Consider the following 16,503-nt stretch of genomic DNA (forward strand, 5'->3'; position numbering starts at 1 on the left):
TCCCGTAGTAATTTTTAGAATAGCTACTGATTCTGATAGCTTCCGCACACTTGCCCGATGCTGTGACACAGAGCAATGCGAAATTGGTTAAACGTCGGCATATCAAGCTGGTCGAGTTCGATGGCATTCACCACTGGCAAGAGATCACCGCGGTGATAATCGGGATTTCCCAAATGGTGCCCTAGCACCTGCTTGGGCGCGCGAGCAGGTGAGCGATCATTGCCGGATAGCTGGGTTTCAAGCTGGGCACAATGCTGATAGGCATCAGACTTACACGAACAGATAAGCCAGGCTTCTGAAGTCGGTTGCGGCACCATGGCAACGCCTTGACCCGCAAAGCCTGCGGCGCGAAACCCTTCGTTCACAGCCTGTACCAAATCGTGCGGGTCATGAGGATCACGATTGGTACCGTCTGTGTCGTGAAAGTAGATCGCCAGCTGGGCCTCGGTGAGTGAACCAATCTGCTGCGCCAACTCACCCAATACTGCGCCTCGCTTGCTATGAATGAGATAGCCTTGCTTGGTCTTTTTACTGGGCAATTTGATGGCAGAGCTTTTTACCAAGGACTTCATCTCTGCCGGGGCCACCAATACCGAGGGAATGGCGTGCTCCTGCTGCAAGTCGAACAGGTCAGCATTCCAGTCTGGTAAATGACGCCCCAACAACCGATGAGCCAGGCGTAACATGGGACCGACCTCCAGATCGTCACCATGAGCATAGGCTTGGGCATTACGACTGCGGCCCATATCGGTCGGGCCTTCACCAAAGAACAGGGTTTGCAGCATGGTTACACCTCCCCATGGGAGGGTGCGTCCATCTGCTCTGCAGCCTCTGCAACTCGGGTAAGCGACAGATCAAGCATCGACTCTCCTGGTGAGAGACATTCGAGCCGCTCTGCTGCCATCGGTACGTCGAACAAGCGGACAGCCCGGCTAACGCCATCAGGCCGCTTGTAGATCAACAGCACGCTCTGGCGGGCAACGTCATCTTCCAGATAGTTCAGTACCAGAGGGCTATGGGTGGTCACCAACAGTTGCTTGGCGGAACCAACCAGCGCATCCACCAACGCTTCAGTGATCTCTGGATTGACTCCGTTCTCTATCTCGTCAAACAGCACAAACTCATAAGGGCTGAATTGCTGGGCCAGAATGGCCAACAGACGCAGCATGCCATCATTGATATGGCGGGCCTCGGTGACCATGTCGCTCTCAAATAGACTAGCCTGCCCATTCATGTCCGTAGTAGTTTGATAACGTTCATGTAATTCCAGTTTGATGGCACCGCTGCGCAATACACTCGTGTGTATCTTGGTGACTTGCGGGTAGTAGCGTTGCAAATTTTGTAGCAATTGCTCGCGCTCAGTGAGGTTCAATTGGTGAATAAAAGCGCCCAATTGCTGGCCACCACTTCCGATGTCATCCGTCAGATCCGAGAGCCGGGTTTTACGCCGTAACTGTTCTGGTGAGAGCAGATCGAGAGAGCGGATCGCCTTGATCCGTTCGCGCAGTTCGCGCAGCAATGGCGAGAGCTGGTTATCTTTGAGCTGTGACAGCAGTGAGCCTTCATAGATGAAGGGGATCTCGTTCCATTGTGATGGTTCGGCGCTTTCCGAGCGGTGCCAATATTTTCCCGATTTAAGCTCATAGATAGCACCATCTACACGAACAATGATTTCGTATTGCCTGGCACCCTCCAATATTGAGCTTTTTACTTTCACCTCCTCCCGTGTGCATGCAAGCCGAACGCGATTAAACGTTGCTTCCCAACGCAGTAACAGCCCATCGATGTCTAACTCTAACGCCAGCTCAATATTGGATTTATTACCTAAGCGGCTGGCCAGGTCTGCTGCCGACCAGCCACGAGCGTTCAACCAATCCTTCACTTCACCACTCATCACATGAGAGGCGAAATCGAGCGCTTGCAGCAGGGTGGTCTTACCCGCACCATTCAGGCCAATCACGCAGTTAAAGCGTGAGAGTGGCAGGCTAAAACCCACCAGCGATTTGAAGTTATCTATTTCAAAACGGGTCAGCATCCGCTGCTCCTTTTTTGATTGTTCAGTAGCCCCCTCTTGCCTATGCGGACAAGAGGGGGCTATTCGCTCGTTATTTTATCCGCACCCGTTTGCCATCAACGATGGCCTGATGCAGGCGACTGCGCAGTTTGCTGAGGTAAGCGTCAATATCCTGCTCGGTCTCAATAAAGAGATGGCTGCCCCCCAGCAACTCGGTCGGCGAGACCAGTTCAATGGGTTTAAGCACGGGTTTAGGCTTGGCAACCGGCTTCTCGACAGTCGTGTTTTCAACAGTCGAGGCCCCACGGTTCCCTACAGCGGGTTCCTGAACTTGTGATGGGGGAACTACTGGTACTTCCGACTGACGGGCCGTTTGCTCGGCGCTATAGCGGTTGATCAGCGCGATGACCTCATCTTCCTGATCGTCAGCCTCTTTCACCAGACTGACCAGCTCATGGAGCGAGACGCTCTTCGCCACCCGCTCCTTGAGCAATACAAAGGGGCGCATCGCTTTATTTTGCAGCTCGCTTGGCAACTCACTGACCGAGGATTGGATCCCCTGCTGGGTCTGTTCGATGGCCTGTAAGCTGAAGGCGCGTTTTTGCTCGATGAGGCGTTGATTGATCGCCGCCAGCTGTTCGACCAAGGTACCGACATTGCGCAACTTGCCATAGGGCTGCGCGTCTTCATGGATCGCTCGCAACTGCTCAATGAGTTTTGCTGCTGCCGGATCTTGCTCCAGAGCATGCTTATTGACGCTGAACTGCTCGCCCAAGGCACGACTGAGTTGCTGCCAGGTGTCGAACTGGCGAGTGAAGAATTCCTCCACCTCTTCAAAGTCTTCGGCAAAGTCCTGCCACTCGTTCCCCTGTTGGCAGAGCGCCTCTATCAGGGCGTAGCTGTTATTGCCAAGCTCCAGCGAGCCTGCGACCAGCCGTTTACCGCTCTCTAGTACGGCTAGCCCCGGACAACGCCCTTGCTTACCCTTGAACTCAAAATCGTTGAGCAGTCGCTGCAACTGGGCCAACTCGTCGAGCAGCTTTTTGGCCAGCTCTTTCTCGCTGCTATCGAACGGCTTGCGGAAAATGTCTTTGGCAAGGCGGGCCGCTTTGACTACTTGCTGCTCACTGTGCTGGCGCACCCGTCGAATACGCAGCGTGGTGTGGCTGCGCACCGAGGTGAACTGGTCATAGCTGCGCTTGAGGGGCAGGTCGCCATTAGGGGTCGAGAGGGCCGCTTTCCCCAGCAATACCAGATGGGCCAGTTGCAGCATGACCTCATCACGATTCCAGCCATAGGGCCTGGCACTGAAACGATCGAGCATCTCTTTGAGATAGACCGGTTTATTGGTTTCTTCAGAGACATTGAGGTAGAGCTCGATCTCTTGCTTGGCCCCACCGTTAGGATCTTGCTCGCCCAAGTGCATATTGAGCTGCGCCATGTCGTCGGCCATGATGACGCTTTTAAGTTCCTGCAACGGATTTGTGCCGCAACTCTTGAGCAATGACAGTTTTGAAAACGAGTTTTCAATGACGTAGCCAAGCGCCTCATCCAGTATATTGCTGACACTGCCAGATTTGAGCTGTAGCTCGTTACCGATGGCATACACCTGCGCTTGCTTGACCAGCTCTTCAAACAGAGACTTCAACCGGTTGCGACGTTTGGTATTCTCCATTGCCTTTTCAGTCAGCAGTTTCTCCTGCTCCGGCCGTTGGCTACGATTATTAGCGAGGAATTTCTCGGTTTTTAGCCAGGTATCGAATTCATCCCAGAGCCGCTTTTCGTCGGGCAGACGGATCAACACGCAACCTTTCCCTTCCAAGCTCAGTGATTTGCATCCCTGCTCATGATAATCCTCGAAATTGGCGTCAAGCGGCGAGATGACTTTGAGCACGAGATCAGTCTGAACACTGCCATCAAATGGGTGCCCATTGCAGAAGCGACTTAGCGGATAATCCTGCTTGTTGACGGCATAACGATACTGCCGACGATTGCCCATTACCTCTTCAAAGATCCACTTCGACAGCTGTCTATTCACTTCGGTTAATTCAACCTGAGTGTGCTTGATCTCCTGCTCAACCTCTTTCTCTTCATTAGTCAGGAACACATACTCGTCGCCATTGCGGGCAATCAGAAGCTGATTTTCAAGACGATGCAGGCTCGCTTCGATACGCCGCTTGAGCGCCACTTTGTCGGTATCGATCTCTTCAATTGAGAGAGTTACCAGGTTATCTAGCGTGGACTTCACGAGATCGACATAACGGATCAGGAATAGCGACTTGAGAATGTCGATATCTTCCGCAAAAAGGGTGCTCTTCTCGGCAGCCTGCTCGAAGATACGTTTGACGTTGGTGTCGAGAAACGACTCGATGGCCGGATAAAACGAGTGGAACGGCACCAGTACGCCCACCCCTTTATTCATCTGCTGACGCGCTGCATTCTGGAAAGCATCAAGCAAGGAGCGTTCACCACGAGAAAGGTGTTTACCGGTTGCCCCGACCTTGCGAATGGCCTCGAACACCTTCTGCACCAGCAGATACTGGTAAGGGATGAACGGATAGTGATCGACAAATTCGACATTGTCGCGATAGTTGGCCAACTCTGCGGTGGTGGTCGCGTCAAAGGCCAGCTGGTTACGCAGAATATCGCCTTTTTGGATAAACAGATCGGCCAGTTCATCTTTAGCCGCTGCGGTTTTTTCCAGCAGACGCTTCTGGATCACTTCGTTGGTGTTGGACGACGAGAGGGAGATCCGGGTATGGAAACGCCCCTGGATCTTGGAGAAGTCCTGACCTTTTTTGGCGCTGAGATCCCCAAGTACGGCATCGATATCCTCTTGAGACGTCACAATCACCCAAGCGCGGCCACCACAAGCAGTACCAAGATTCTCGGTGATGGTTTGCAATTTGAGCATCATCTGGGTGTTGTTGCCGATGAACTGGCCCACTTCATCGACTAAGAAGACGATTCGTTTACCATCCCCGCCACTCTCTTGGGCGCTACGATCCAGATACTCCCTTACCCATTTACAGAAATTGCTGATGTCGAGGGTAAACATGGATTCGAGGTTTTCCATGCTCTGCACCGAGGAAGCTTCCGACTGGCCGGTTGCATGAGCCCAAGCCTCCGCCATTTCATCACGACGGAAACCATAAGCATCTCGCTCTTCTTCCCACGTCGAGTCGGTCAGTTCGGCAAATTTGGCTTTGAATGCCTGATATTGGTTACGCGCATCCAGTTCACGTTCTAGGTGGGCAATATGAGGATGATCCGCGCAATACCCCAGCCGCTCATTGAAGACTCGTAAGAACACCTTTAGGATCGCGTCCTCCTTGTCTTCGGTATCGGCACGGCTGTCAATATTGAACAGGATCACTTCAGTCTGGCGATTCACCGCCGCATGAATATCGCTATAAAGCAGGTTGTCGTTGATCTTCTCTTTGAAAAACTCAATCGCCGTCTTGGTCTGGCTGCCGTGAATCGCTTGCTGATTGCCCAGCAGATAGGAGAGGATCTTGATGAAGTGCGACTTACCCGAGCCGAAATAACCGGATACCCAGATGCCTATCTTGCCAGCCACGCTGGGATCATCCGGGTGAGTGACCCCCGGCAAATAGGTCTCGAAGAAGTGGCGCAGGTGGCGATCAAGCTCGCGGGTCACCACATACTCATCAAGTTCAGCCCAGATGATTTGCTCATCCAACTGCTCTGCTTTCACCACGCCATTGATCGGCCTGTCCAGTTGTTTGGTAAACAGCTCTTTAATTTGCATTGATGATCCCGTGTTTGTTGCCACTAGATATTCCAATTTCTGCTTTTGTTTTTCGTCGGTTAGTAACGCCTTCAACCGCTCAATATCAATACTTGAACGAATGCGGTACCAGTTGGAAAGCGCGGTAGTAGTTGGCTGTCGCCACTTCAGCACGGTCCAGGTCAAACGGATAAAGCTCAAGACCGTTGTAACGGCCAGGATAAAAAAGCACCAAGGGTATTGCGCCCATGTGGGCATGAAGCGCGTTGAGCAGGCTATGGCCACGCAGCAAGGGCCAGCATTGGCCTAAACCGCTCAACACCACAAATTGTGGAGATACCGCGTGAATTTTCTCCATCAGGTGTTTGGCGACACGGCCTTGCTCAAGCGGCCCTTTAAGGGACTTGGCAAGTTCGTCTGTTCCTTTTTTCAGCTCAAGTTCGAAGGCTTTATCCAGCAGTTTTCGCTCCTGCAAGATAGCTAGCAACGCTTCAAACAGGTTGATGTGCACAAAGCTCAATCCCTGCTTGGCAAGGCGTTGCAGACTCAAATCCAGATATTCCCGCACATCCAATTCGAACTGTGGCGGATAGTCGAAGATGTAAAAACCTATCTCTCCCCCGAGCTCCCGATTGTGCAGGAAGCTCTCGCTTTTCAATCGCGTCTCTATCTGTTCGAGGCGGGCAATCAGCTGCGGCTTGCTGTCCAATTGAACCTTCATCGTGCAGACTCCATGGCATCATAGGCTTTTTGGCAATCAAGCCGAGTCGCCCACTCCCGCAGCTCTGGCATCAGGTAAATATTCTGTAGCTTTCGGGAACGGCCTGACTCGATATAACCCACATCCGCCAGGATCTTGAAGACATTGTTCCCCATCTTCTGGATTGAACTCTCTGAATAGCTATCAAGGCCCTCAATCACCCGCTGACGTGAGACGATAAACTCGTGCCAATCGTCATTGCGCAGTGACTCACGATACATGCGGCGGGCATCAGCAAAGGCGGTGGCCATAAAATCGGTCAGTACCGGCGAGTGACACATGGTCGCCAACAGCAGCATCTGCTTGGCTAAATCATCCGATACGATGAGCAGTTGTTCCCAGAATGCAGGCCCCATCGGCGCTAGCCGCTTGCGCAGGGTCGATGCCATGCGTTTGGCACTGTGCAACGAGGGCTTCTGCAGGGCATTCTCATTCACAATGGCATCTATCCATTGCGCCTCATCAGGTTGCCTCAACAGCAGTGCGGCAATCACTCTGCTTTCGCGCAGCATGATGCTGCCGCCGATGATGTCACCCAGATACGCTTTGGCCGTCATAACTACTCCAGAACAGGGGTCTACAAACGGCGTTATGATACGCGATTCGGGTCACAATGCCTTTAACCCGGCGCACAGTTAGCCCCCTTAGGTAGCCCACTTGGTGACAATTTCACCTGTTTTTTGTTTATTGACCCAATAATGCCGGTGGCGTACTCGGACCATCACACCTGACTTGTCCCAATGAGTTGGTGCGGCAGGTAGTGCCATCGGAGGAGCGCAGATTGCCGAGGCTATCCTTGCGCCAGGTGACCGTATCGCCGGTGCTGGGTCTGCTGACGCGCACATTGCCCAGACTGTCTTTGCGGTAGGTGGTGCCTTCGCTGCTGCGGACATTGCCGAGGGACTCTTTCCGCCAGGTGGTACCGCTTTGCGAGTCTCTGACGTTGCCGAGACTGTCTTTGCGCAGGGTGCCGCTCTTGCCATCGTCACACTGGTAGCGAGTATTACCGAGGCTGTCTTTGCGGTAGGTACAGTCGGTAGCCTGCACTGTTTGAAACAATAACCCCAGTAGCAAAACAGCCACTAAGGTGCAGGATGGGAAACGGGCAGCCTTGATGCGATAATGCTTGGGACCTTCGCAATCACAGCTAGTATTTTGAGTGCTACAGGTCATATCTCCCCCCTGACCGTTGACTGAATCGCCCCTACTTTCCTAGACACCCCAAGAGCCTCAAACTGAGGTCATTCAGGAGGTGTTATGAGCAAGCAGCAACGTTACACGGAAGAATTCAAACTGGCCGCCGTCAAGCAGGTGACTGAGCGCCATTACCCAGTGGCAGAGGTCGCTGAACGACTTGGTGTTTCCAGCTACAGTCTTTATGTCTGGATCAAACGCTACAGCCAACCCGAAGCGCAGCAACAGCATGACTCCAGCCAGCAAGCCGAAATTCGGCGCCTCAAGGCTGAACTGCGCCGCATCACCGATGAGCGAGATATCTTAAAAAAGGCCGCCGCGTACTTTGCCAAGCTGTCAGGGTAAGGTACGCCTTCATCCGGGAGCACGCGTCCACACATCCCATCCGCCGACTGTGCTGGATGATGAATGTCCACCCGAGCGGTTATTACGCCTGGCAGCACCAGCCTTTATCTACCCGAGCTCTGGAAGACCAACGCCTCCTAGGCCAGATCAAGCAATGTTGGCTAGAAAGCGGCGGCGTCTATGGTTATCGCAAGATCCGGGACGACCTGCGAGAGATGGGCGAGACCTGCGGGAAACACCGGGTGGCGCGATTAATGCGTCATGAGGGTTTACGTTCACAAACCGGTTATCGTCGCCGTCCCGGTCATTATGGTGGCCGGCCAACGGTGGTTGCACCGAATTATCTTGAGCGCCAGTTCGATGTGACTGAGCCAAACAAAGTCTGGGTAACGGACATCACTTATATTCGAACCCATGAAGGCTGGCTCTATCTGGCCGCGGTATTGGATTTGTTTTCACGACAAGTCATTGGGTGGTCAATGGGGCCACGGATCGACCGAGAGTTGGCCATCAGCGCGTTACTGATGGCGGTGTGGCGACGGCAACCCGAGCAGGAAGTGCTGGTTCATTCTGATCAAGGGAGCCAGTTTAGCAGTCATGACTGGCAGGATTTTTTGCGGGAGCACCAGCTCAAGGCCAGCATGAGCAGACGCGGCAATTGTCATGATAACGCGGTTGCGGAGAGTTTCTTCCAGCTCCTCAAACGCGAGCGGATCCGACGTAAAACCTATGTGGATCGCGAGGAGGCTCGGCAGGATGTGTTCGATTACATTGAAATGTTTTACAACCCCAAATGTCGGCACAGTTTCAACAATGGGCTATCGCCAGTAGAGTGTGAAAAGCAATATTTCGAACGGCTCGAAAGTGTCTAGAGAAGCCGGGGCGATTCAAACCAACCCATACCACTACAAAAACTTGCACCTTTAAAATAAAAAACTAGAAACTAAGCAATTTATTGCTCATGGCAACACATAACACCAGCACAGCATTTTCTGATGCCCCTGAAGCTGGAAAGCCTCCATGTTAGAGAAGCCAGCTCAATGGAAGCCGCCATCATCCCAGCGCATCAGCACTCACCCGCTAAATAACACGCCTACCCGAAGGTAGGCGTTTTACCCGTTATGACGATTATTCGAGCGTAAATACAGCATCTACCGAATCGGTAAACGTGATCGACTGCTGCTGATATCCAGTGTCAGCAGACTCATTTTGCGCAGCTGGCGCCATCATCTTGAGAGAGCGGGCGTAGACAGGCATAGGCATGGCACTGCGATATTCAACCGAATACACCTTACCGAGCTTCATCCCAAAACTTTGTGCCAGCATTTCAGCCTTATGCTTTGCATCATTCACCGCTTCGAGACGCACTTTATCCTTTGCATCCTGTGCATTCTTAAGGCCATACACCACTTGGGAAACCGACTCGAGCCCGGCCGCCAATGCGGTATCAATTAGTTCACTCAGCTTATCCATCTGGTAAAGCTTGATTGCCAACTGACGTTGAGCACGATGCCCGATGAGTTGGGGGCGTTTATTCGCTTCATATTGATATTCCGGTGACACCACCAGATTACCGGCCTCGACATCACTACGCTCGATACCCATTGCTTCAAGCTTGCTAAAGAAGGCCGCCACCTTACTATCAACCTGCTGTTTGGCCTTGAGTCCCTCTTTTTGCAAGGCACTCACCGACACAGAGAGCGTCGCCATATCGGGCTCACTCTTATATTCAGCCATACCATTGACAATAATGTGAGGAGCGGTTGGAGCTTCCAGAGACAACGCCGGCAGGCTCATCGCCAGAAAAGAAAGGGAAAGAAGGTGCTTGCGCATGACAGGCCTCGAGAGGAAATGAGTCGAGGTCCGATTATGACATTGTGCTAAACGTCGTGATAGGGAGGCGGTATATCGAGGGAAATGTAACCATTATCCAGCTCTCCCAGCAAGATGACATCATCCATACCGTTGCTACTCGCCGACACAGGGTTTGCCCCCATCAAGTCATCCGTCCCTTCTATGAGGCCGAACGCTTCCCACGACAGGAACTGGCTGCTGTGAGGAGCCACAGCACTGACCTCCGCTTGAGGTTCCCAAATCAGCAGTTCATCGCTCTGGCTGAGTAAATCACTCCACTTTGGATCGGCCAAATTCACCAAAGGTATTTCACTCTCTCCCAGATCGGAGCCAACGAGGATGGATTGGGTGGTCAGCTCAGAGCCCAGTGCGGGCAAAAACGCCAGAGAACCTGTTGCAAAATCCACATCCAGCGTTCCTGCCGGCTCACCTGTCGAGCTCTCTATTTCGAGCCGTTCGAGGCGATGACCGGCCAAGGTCGAATGATAACCAAACTGGCCATAACAATCGATTTGATTGCCATCCCAGCTATATTTCACACCATCAATTTCAACCCAACTTAGCCGATCCATCATCTCTCCTCCAAGCATCCGCATTCTAGCGAGCGCCATACTCTCTGTCTTCTCTCAAAAAGTGGGGGGCAAAGCCCCCACTTTTGTTACGGATCGACCTTCAGATTACCCTGCGCCAGCAGATCATCAATGATCTGTTGATCGGTGCGGGTTCCATTCATGGTCAGATCGATATTATCGAACTGGATGGTTTGGGTCGTCATACCGCCTCCACTGCCATCCATATCGATAGTCAGGGTCGACTTGCCACTTCCCGGCCCTTGGCTGAAGGTGAAATACAGATCCAGTGATGCGGCATTCGCATGCTCACTACTGAGCAGATCGCTAAGATCCAACACATCGCCACCGATGCCAACTTGGAAGTCTTTGATGATATCCACTCCGGCACTGGCATCACTGCTCCCCCATTTGAAGGTATCGCTACCGCTGTTCCCCGTCAGGATATCCGCCCCGATCCCTCCTATCAGCGTGTCGTTGCCAGCACCACCGATCAGCTTGTCTGCACCGCTCATCCCTTTGAGGATGTCGTCTCCGTCGCCTCCAAACAGTATGTTGTCGAGGCTATTCCCCGTGATGGTGTCATCATGAACAGAGCCGATGGCATCGAGCTGACTCCCGGTCAACGTAATCACCGTATCGCTGTCGGCGCCATGCATATCAACCGTGAAGGGAGGATCCGGCATTAGATTGATATTCAGGCTGGAGTTGGCGACATCGCCATCCCCATCCGTCACAGCCAGACCGAGATCGAAGCTAACCGGTAATCCAGGAGTCGGTATGGATGTACCGAAATCCCCGATTTTAAAGTCGCTGCCACCCGCGTAGTGGAACTCAAGGCTGTTATAGCCATCGGCCGTATAAGCCGAGAGTCGAGTTCCATCATTCACCCCATCCACGGTCGCCACATAGGTCACTCCAGCCCCGGGGTCTGCATCGCTGAAGGTGACCGTAAAGTTATGGCCGCCAACCGTCACGGGTTGGCTTAACCCTCCAGAGAGGCTCACGATCTGAGTAAACCCGCCATAGGCAATCGCAATCGCGGTCAGAGACTCCATCATTCCGTCACCGATGACGTTATTCACCGAGCTAGGCGAATTGGTATCCTGACGCGCGATGACCTTGACCGAGCTTCCCTCGGCCTTAATGCCGGTAAAAAGGGCAGAGCCACCATTCACGTTATAGTGACCATCGAAGCTATGGGTGTGATTCGTTGGGTCAAGATAACCACTACCCCCACTGCTGGGGGAACCCGCTAAGTCGACGACAAAATCCACTCGCATGGCTTCCCCATCTCCGACTGAGGCCCCGCCACCGATACCGCCAGTCGAGGCCGTGGTATTGACGGTGCCATCCCCCATAGGGGTAAGCAGGAGATCTTTACTGTCATCATTCGCGGCAGTCACAAATCCCGCCCATGCCGTGTTTCCACCGACGAAGTTATACCCCCCATTATCAAAGTCTACGCTGGTGCTGCCACCATCTACCGAGCCCACCATATTAACGGTGTAAGTACCGTTAGCAGGATTAAGTACAACGGTAAACGTTGTGCCGGCCCCCGTAGCCGCCGTCAGGGTTAACCCATCCAGCGAGAGGGTATAAGTGATCGGTAACCCACCCGAAGTCAGGCCACTATTGGCGCCATTGAGACTCGAACTAAAGCGCAGGCTGCCGCCATCGGCACCATAGTTGTTGACCACTGCACCATCCAGATCGAGCAAGAAAGAAGCACTGCCCACACCATTCATCATCACCGCTGTATCGGGCTTGACCACGCTCGGGCCGTCGTCGTCGAAGCGCACACTGCCCGAGATATCGACGCTGCTGGCCACCTGATCACCGTCCCCGTCGGTCAGTGTCACCTTGACCCCCAGGGCGCCAGCCAGCAGCGACACCGTGTCGTCCGGATCTGCCGAGAGCGGGTGTTGCAGCGACAGGTACTGCTCGACCGCCACCACACCTGTGGCGCTGATGTTCACTGCAAACGCCACCTGACCATTGAAGGCGCCCCCCGCCACGATGCCGATGACCACCCCGTTACTCAGCAGTTGCAGAGTAATGGGCGAGCCGTCCGTCACCTTCAGGCCCGAGTTGCTGTTGTTGACCACCAACTCGAACACCCTGGCATGGAGGGCCGCCGGGCCGTCCGCGCCATACGCCTCCGAGCTCACGGTCACAATCGGCGCGCCACTGGTCGCCTTGCTGATGACACCATTGCCCGCGACGTGGAAATCGTCCCCCTTGGGGTAGGTCAGGGTATCGATGCCGCTGGTTTGGCTACTGGTGGCGCTCTCATCGAGGGCCACCACCGCGCCGGTATTGAGGCTGACCACCACGCTCGGGCCGTCGTCGTCAAAGCTGAACACCGAGTCGGTCGCCGTCACCAGCGGAATGCTGGCGCTGCGGGTGATGCTGTCGCCATCGCCGTCCACCCGGGTCACGCTGTATTGCAGGCTCAGGCTGCCCCCCGCCGCCAGCAGCAGGCTCACCGCCTCGTCAAAGGTGGCGTTGTCGCCGTGATCGAGCGCCTCGTACTGGGTGGTCTGCAGCTGGTACACCCCATCGCCCACCTCCACGATGGCCAGACGCAGCACCACGTGCCCGTCGCTGTCCAGCCCGACCACGTCATTGCCCTCCATCGCCAAGTGGATGGGCCCGCCGTTGGTCGCCGATAAGGTCGTCTCGAGCGTGCCGCCGGTGGGGATCCCCACCAGACGCAGGCTGCTGCTGAGGCTGCCAGCCCCGTCCGCCCCGTCCTCCCCGCTGGCGCTAAACAGCGCCAGCAGGCCGCCGCTCAGGGTGGTGGAGACCTTCGCCAAGTGGCCGTGGTCGTCGTTGCTGTAGCTGTCGGGGCTCTCCCCGTTCGCGTAGTGATCGCTCTCCCCTTGTGTCTCGTCCAGGTTGACCGCCAGCCCCGCCAGGTCGGCCTGCCCAGCCACTACCACGCTCTGGATCGGGCCATCGTCGTCAAAGCTGAACACCGAGTCGGTCGCCGTCACCAGCGGAATGCTGGCGCTGCGGGTGATGCTGTCGCCATCGCCGTCCACCCGGGTCACGCTGTATTGCAGGCTCAGGCTGCCCCCCGCCGCCAGCAGCAGGCTCACCGCCTCGTCAAAGGTGGCGTTGTCGCCGTGATCGAGCGCCTCGTACTGGGTGGTCTGCAGCTGGTACACCCCCTCGCCCACGTCCACGATGGCCAGACGCAGCACCACGTGCCCGTCGCTGTCCAGCCCGACCACGTCATTGCCCGCCATCGCCAAGTGGATGGGCCCGCCGTTGGTCGCCGATAAGGTCGTCTCGAGCGTGCCGCCGGTGGGGATCCCCACCAGACGCAGGCTGCTGCTGAGGCTGCCAGCCCCGTCCGCCCCGTCCTCCCCGCTGGCGCTGAACAGCGCCAGCAGGCCGCCGCTCAGGGTGGTGGAGACCTTCGCCAAGTGGCCGTGGTCGTCGTTGCTGTAGCTGTCGGGGCTCTCCCCGTTCGCGTAGTGATCGCTCTCCCCTTGCGTCTCGTCCAGGTTGACCGCCAGCCCCGCCAGGTCGGCCTGCCCGGCCACCACCACGCTCTGGGTCGGGCCGTCGTCGTCAAAGCTGAACACCGAGTCGGTCGCCGTCACCAGCGGAATGCTGGCGCTGCGGGTGATGCTGTCGCCATCGCCGTCCACCCGGGTCACGCTGTATTGCAGGCTCAGGCTGCCCCCCGCCGCCAGCAGCAGGCTCACCGCCTCGTCAAAGGTGGCGTTGTCGCCGTGATCGAGCGCCTCGTACTGGGTGGTCTGCAGCTGGTACACCCCATCGCCCACGTCCACGATGGCCAGACGCAGCACCACGTGCCCGTCGCTGTCCAGCCCGACCACGTCATTGCCCGCCATCGCCAAGTGGATGGGCCCGCCGTTGGTCGCCGATAAGGTCGTCTCGAGCGTGCCGCCGGTGGGGATCCCCACCAGACGCAGGCTGCTGCTGAGGCTGCCAGCCCCGTCCGCCCCGTCCTCCCCGCTGGCGCTGAACAGCGCCAGCAGGCCGCCGCTCAGGGTGGTGGTGACCTGCGCCCAGTGGCCGTGGTCGTCGTTGCTGTAGCTGTCGGGGCTCTCCCCGTTCGCGTAGTGATCGCTCTCCCCTTGTGTCTCATCCAGGTTGACCGCCAACCCCGCCAGGTCGGCCTGCCCGGCCACCGCCACGCTCTGGGTCGGGCCGTCGTCGTCAAAGCTGAACACCGAGTCGGTCGCCGTCACCAGCGGAATGCTGGCGCTGCGGGTGATGCTGTCGCCATCGCCGTCCACCCGGGTCACGCTGTATTGCAGGCTCAGGCTGCCCCCCACCGCCAGCAGCAGGCTCACCGCCTCGTCAAAGGTGGCGTTGTCGCCGTGATCGAGCGCCTCGTACTGGGTGGTCTGCAGCTGGTACACCCCCTCGCCCACGTCCACGATGGCCAGACGCAGCACCACGTGCCCGTCGCTGTCCAGCCCGACCACGTCATTGCCCGCCATCGCCAAGTGGATGGGCCCGCCGTTGGTCGCCGATAAGGTCGTCGCGAGCGTGCCGCCGGTGGGGATCCCCACCAGACGTAGGCTGCTGCTGAGGCTGCCAGCCCCGTCCGCGCCATAACTGCCACCGATGGAAAACAACGCCAGCAGACCACCATTAAAAGTTGTCGTTACTTGTGCCAAGTGACCATTATCGTCATTAACGTAACTATCGTTATTCTCCCCAGTAGCATAATGATCACTGTTACCCTGAGTTTCATCCAGGGTAATCATCAAACCATTTATGATTGGAGAATTGACGATGATATTTAAAGAGGGGGCATCGTCGAGAACATTGATATTTAAAGTAGCATTAGAGGTATCAGCATTCACATCGGTCAATACTACGCTCAGTGTTTCTTGTAACTGCGAATCACTAACTGGTTGCGTATGCTGTTCGCTATCAAGCAAAGTGTAGGTATAAGAAACGGAACCTTGCCCAGTAATGGCATTGAAATTGACAGCATTGATAACCAGCGTATTTCCAAGAGGAGTGGTTATGGATATCGGTAGGGAAGCAACCGAATTATTGCTAATTAATAATGTGCCACCCACAGACAAGGTTTGAACCCCATCCTGCGCACTAAAGGTAAAAACACCACTCTGGCTAAGTTGATTTTGGTTAGGATCAGAACCATCGGGAAGATGGCTCTCACTAACCGTAAGGTCTTCACTATTAATAGATACGGGACTATCTATTGGGTCAATAACAATCGTCAACGTTGACCCAACTTGAGCTACTCCATCAAAAACGACATAACTGATGGACGGGATGTCGCCATCATAGTTAGGAACGGGAGTAAACGTAAAAGAGCCATCAACATTAATGATGAGCGTACCAATTCCTGTCAGGGTAGCAGGCACACCAGCTGGCACACCAACATTAATCCCCCAGTTGTAAGTCAGTACGCTTGACTCATCAGGACCATCCGGATTTACCGTATTATCGAGCACATTACCGGATACACTCTCCCCTTCAATAACAGTCACCGTTTCATTGCCATCAGAGAGTTGATTATCCGAGATTGGGCTAGCATCGATGGTCTGATCGATTACAGGTACTGTTCCATAGGTTGTATCAAACCCCGCTTCTGCAATCGTGGCATCACCGACGCGGTCGATAACCACAAAACCACCGTTCCCGCTGGAACCGGCCACACCACCAATACCACCGCCACCAGGTCCCGCAGCCGGCGCACCACCCGCCGCTGAGGCTTGAAATGCTTGAGTCGGATCCACACCTTGCAATATTGCTTGTTGCAATGCGGCAATATCACTTGTCGGTGCTGCCTGCGCCGTTTGACCGCCGTTCTCTTGGGAAGCCCCTTCCTGAGATGGAACAATTGCTTGCTCTACTGGAGCATGCTCCTGAGGGGTATTCTCATGATCGACTGGGGCCAACAATATTTTCGCGTCATCAGCCAGTTCAATCACGGCACCTTTTTGCAAAACATCACCCTTCTTTATCTGACTCCCATGGGTGTTGCCTGCCATGA

General features: G+C 55.1%; 10 protein-coding genes. 1 reads left to right on the plus strand and 9 read right to left on the minus strand.

Annotation, left to right across the window (positions count from 1 at the left end):
- Window positions 1-23: 23 nt before the first annotated feature.
- The 6 genes from FE240_RS10735 to FE240_RS10760 form a co-directional block, all read right to left on the minus strand.
- Complete coding sequence (locus tag FE240_RS10735) at window positions 24-785, minus strand: hypothetical protein (RefSeq protein ID WP_193000844.1); 762 nt, start codon at window positions 783-785, stop codon at window positions 24-26.
- A gap of 2 nt (window positions 786-787) precedes the next feature.
- Window positions 788-2,035 carry an AAA family ATPase gene (locus FE240_RS10740; RefSeq protein WP_193000846.1) on the minus strand — a complete coding sequence of 416 codons (1,248 nt, stop codon included), beginning with the start codon at window positions 2,033-2,035 and terminating at the stop codon, window positions 788-790.
- Window positions 2,036-2,105: 70 nt separating this feature from the next.
- Window positions 2,106-5,786, minus strand: coding sequence for a BREX system P-loop protein BrxC (gene brxC, locus FE240_RS10745; protein WP_193000848.1), 3,681 nt, complete (start codon window positions 5,784-5,786; stop codon window positions 2,106-2,108).
- A gap of 85 nt (window positions 5,787-5,871) precedes the next feature.
- Window positions 5,872-6,486, minus strand: a complete 615-nt coding sequence (locus tag FE240_RS10750; RefSeq protein ID WP_193000850.1) for a DUF1788 domain-containing protein — start codon at window positions 6,484-6,486, stop codon at window positions 5,872-5,874.
- Window positions 6,483-7,082, minus strand: a complete 600-nt coding sequence (locus tag FE240_RS10755; RefSeq protein ID WP_193000852.1) for a DUF1819 family protein — start codon at window positions 7,080-7,082, stop codon at window positions 6,483-6,485. The genes FE240_RS10750 and FE240_RS10755 overlap by 4 nt, the downstream gene beginning before the upstream one ends.
- A 127-nt stretch (window positions 7,083-7,209) precedes the next feature.
- The gene (locus FE240_RS10760) at window positions 7,210-7,584 is read right to left on the minus strand and encodes a hypothetical protein (protein ID WP_226798791.1); all 375 of its coding nucleotides are present in this window, start codon (window positions 7,582-7,584) and stop codon (window positions 7,210-7,212) included.
- A 198-nt stretch (window positions 7,585-7,782) separates the two neighbouring features.
- Here FE240_RS10760 and FE240_RS10765 point away from each other — a divergent pair.
- Window positions 7,783-8,936, plus strand: a protein-coding gene (locus tag FE240_RS10765) for an IS3 family transposase (protein WP_193000854.1) whose coding sequence is annotated in 2 segments (ribosomal slippage) — window positions 7,783-8,020 and window positions 8,020-8,936 — 1,155 coding nt in all. Because the reading frame shifts where the segments join, the coding sequence is not laid out codon by codon here.
- Between the two features lie 256 nt (window positions 8,937-9,192).
- Here FE240_RS10765 and FE240_RS10770 read toward each other — a convergent pair.
- The 3 genes from FE240_RS10770 to FE240_RS18945 all read right to left on the minus strand — a co-directional run bounded on the left by FE240_RS10770 (window position 9,193) and on the right by FE240_RS18945 (window position 16,501).
- Window positions 9,193-9,897 (minus strand): SIMPL domain-containing protein, encoded by a 705-nt coding sequence (locus FE240_RS10770; protein ID WP_193000856.1) that lies wholly within the window; start codon window positions 9,895-9,897, stop codon window positions 9,193-9,195.
- A 47-nt stretch (window positions 9,898-9,944) separates the two neighbouring features.
- A complete protein-coding gene (locus tag FE240_RS10775) occupies window positions 9,945-10,493 on the minus strand; it encodes a hypothetical protein (RefSeq protein ID WP_193000858.1) in 549 nt (182 codons plus the stop codon).
- Window positions 10,494-10,576: 83 nt separating this feature from the next.
- Window positions 10,577-16,501: a retention module-containing protein gene (locus FE240_RS18945; RefSeq protein ID WP_264293207.1), complete on the minus strand. Its 5,925-nt coding sequence runs from the start codon at window positions 16,499-16,501 to the stop codon at window positions 10,577-10,579.
- Window positions 16,502-16,503 lie beyond the last annotated feature (2 nt).

Source organism: Aeromonas simiae (assembly GCF_014892695.1).
Taxonomy (GTDB): Bacteria; Pseudomonadota; Gammaproteobacteria; order Enterobacterales; family Aeromonadaceae; genus Aeromonas; species Aeromonas simiae.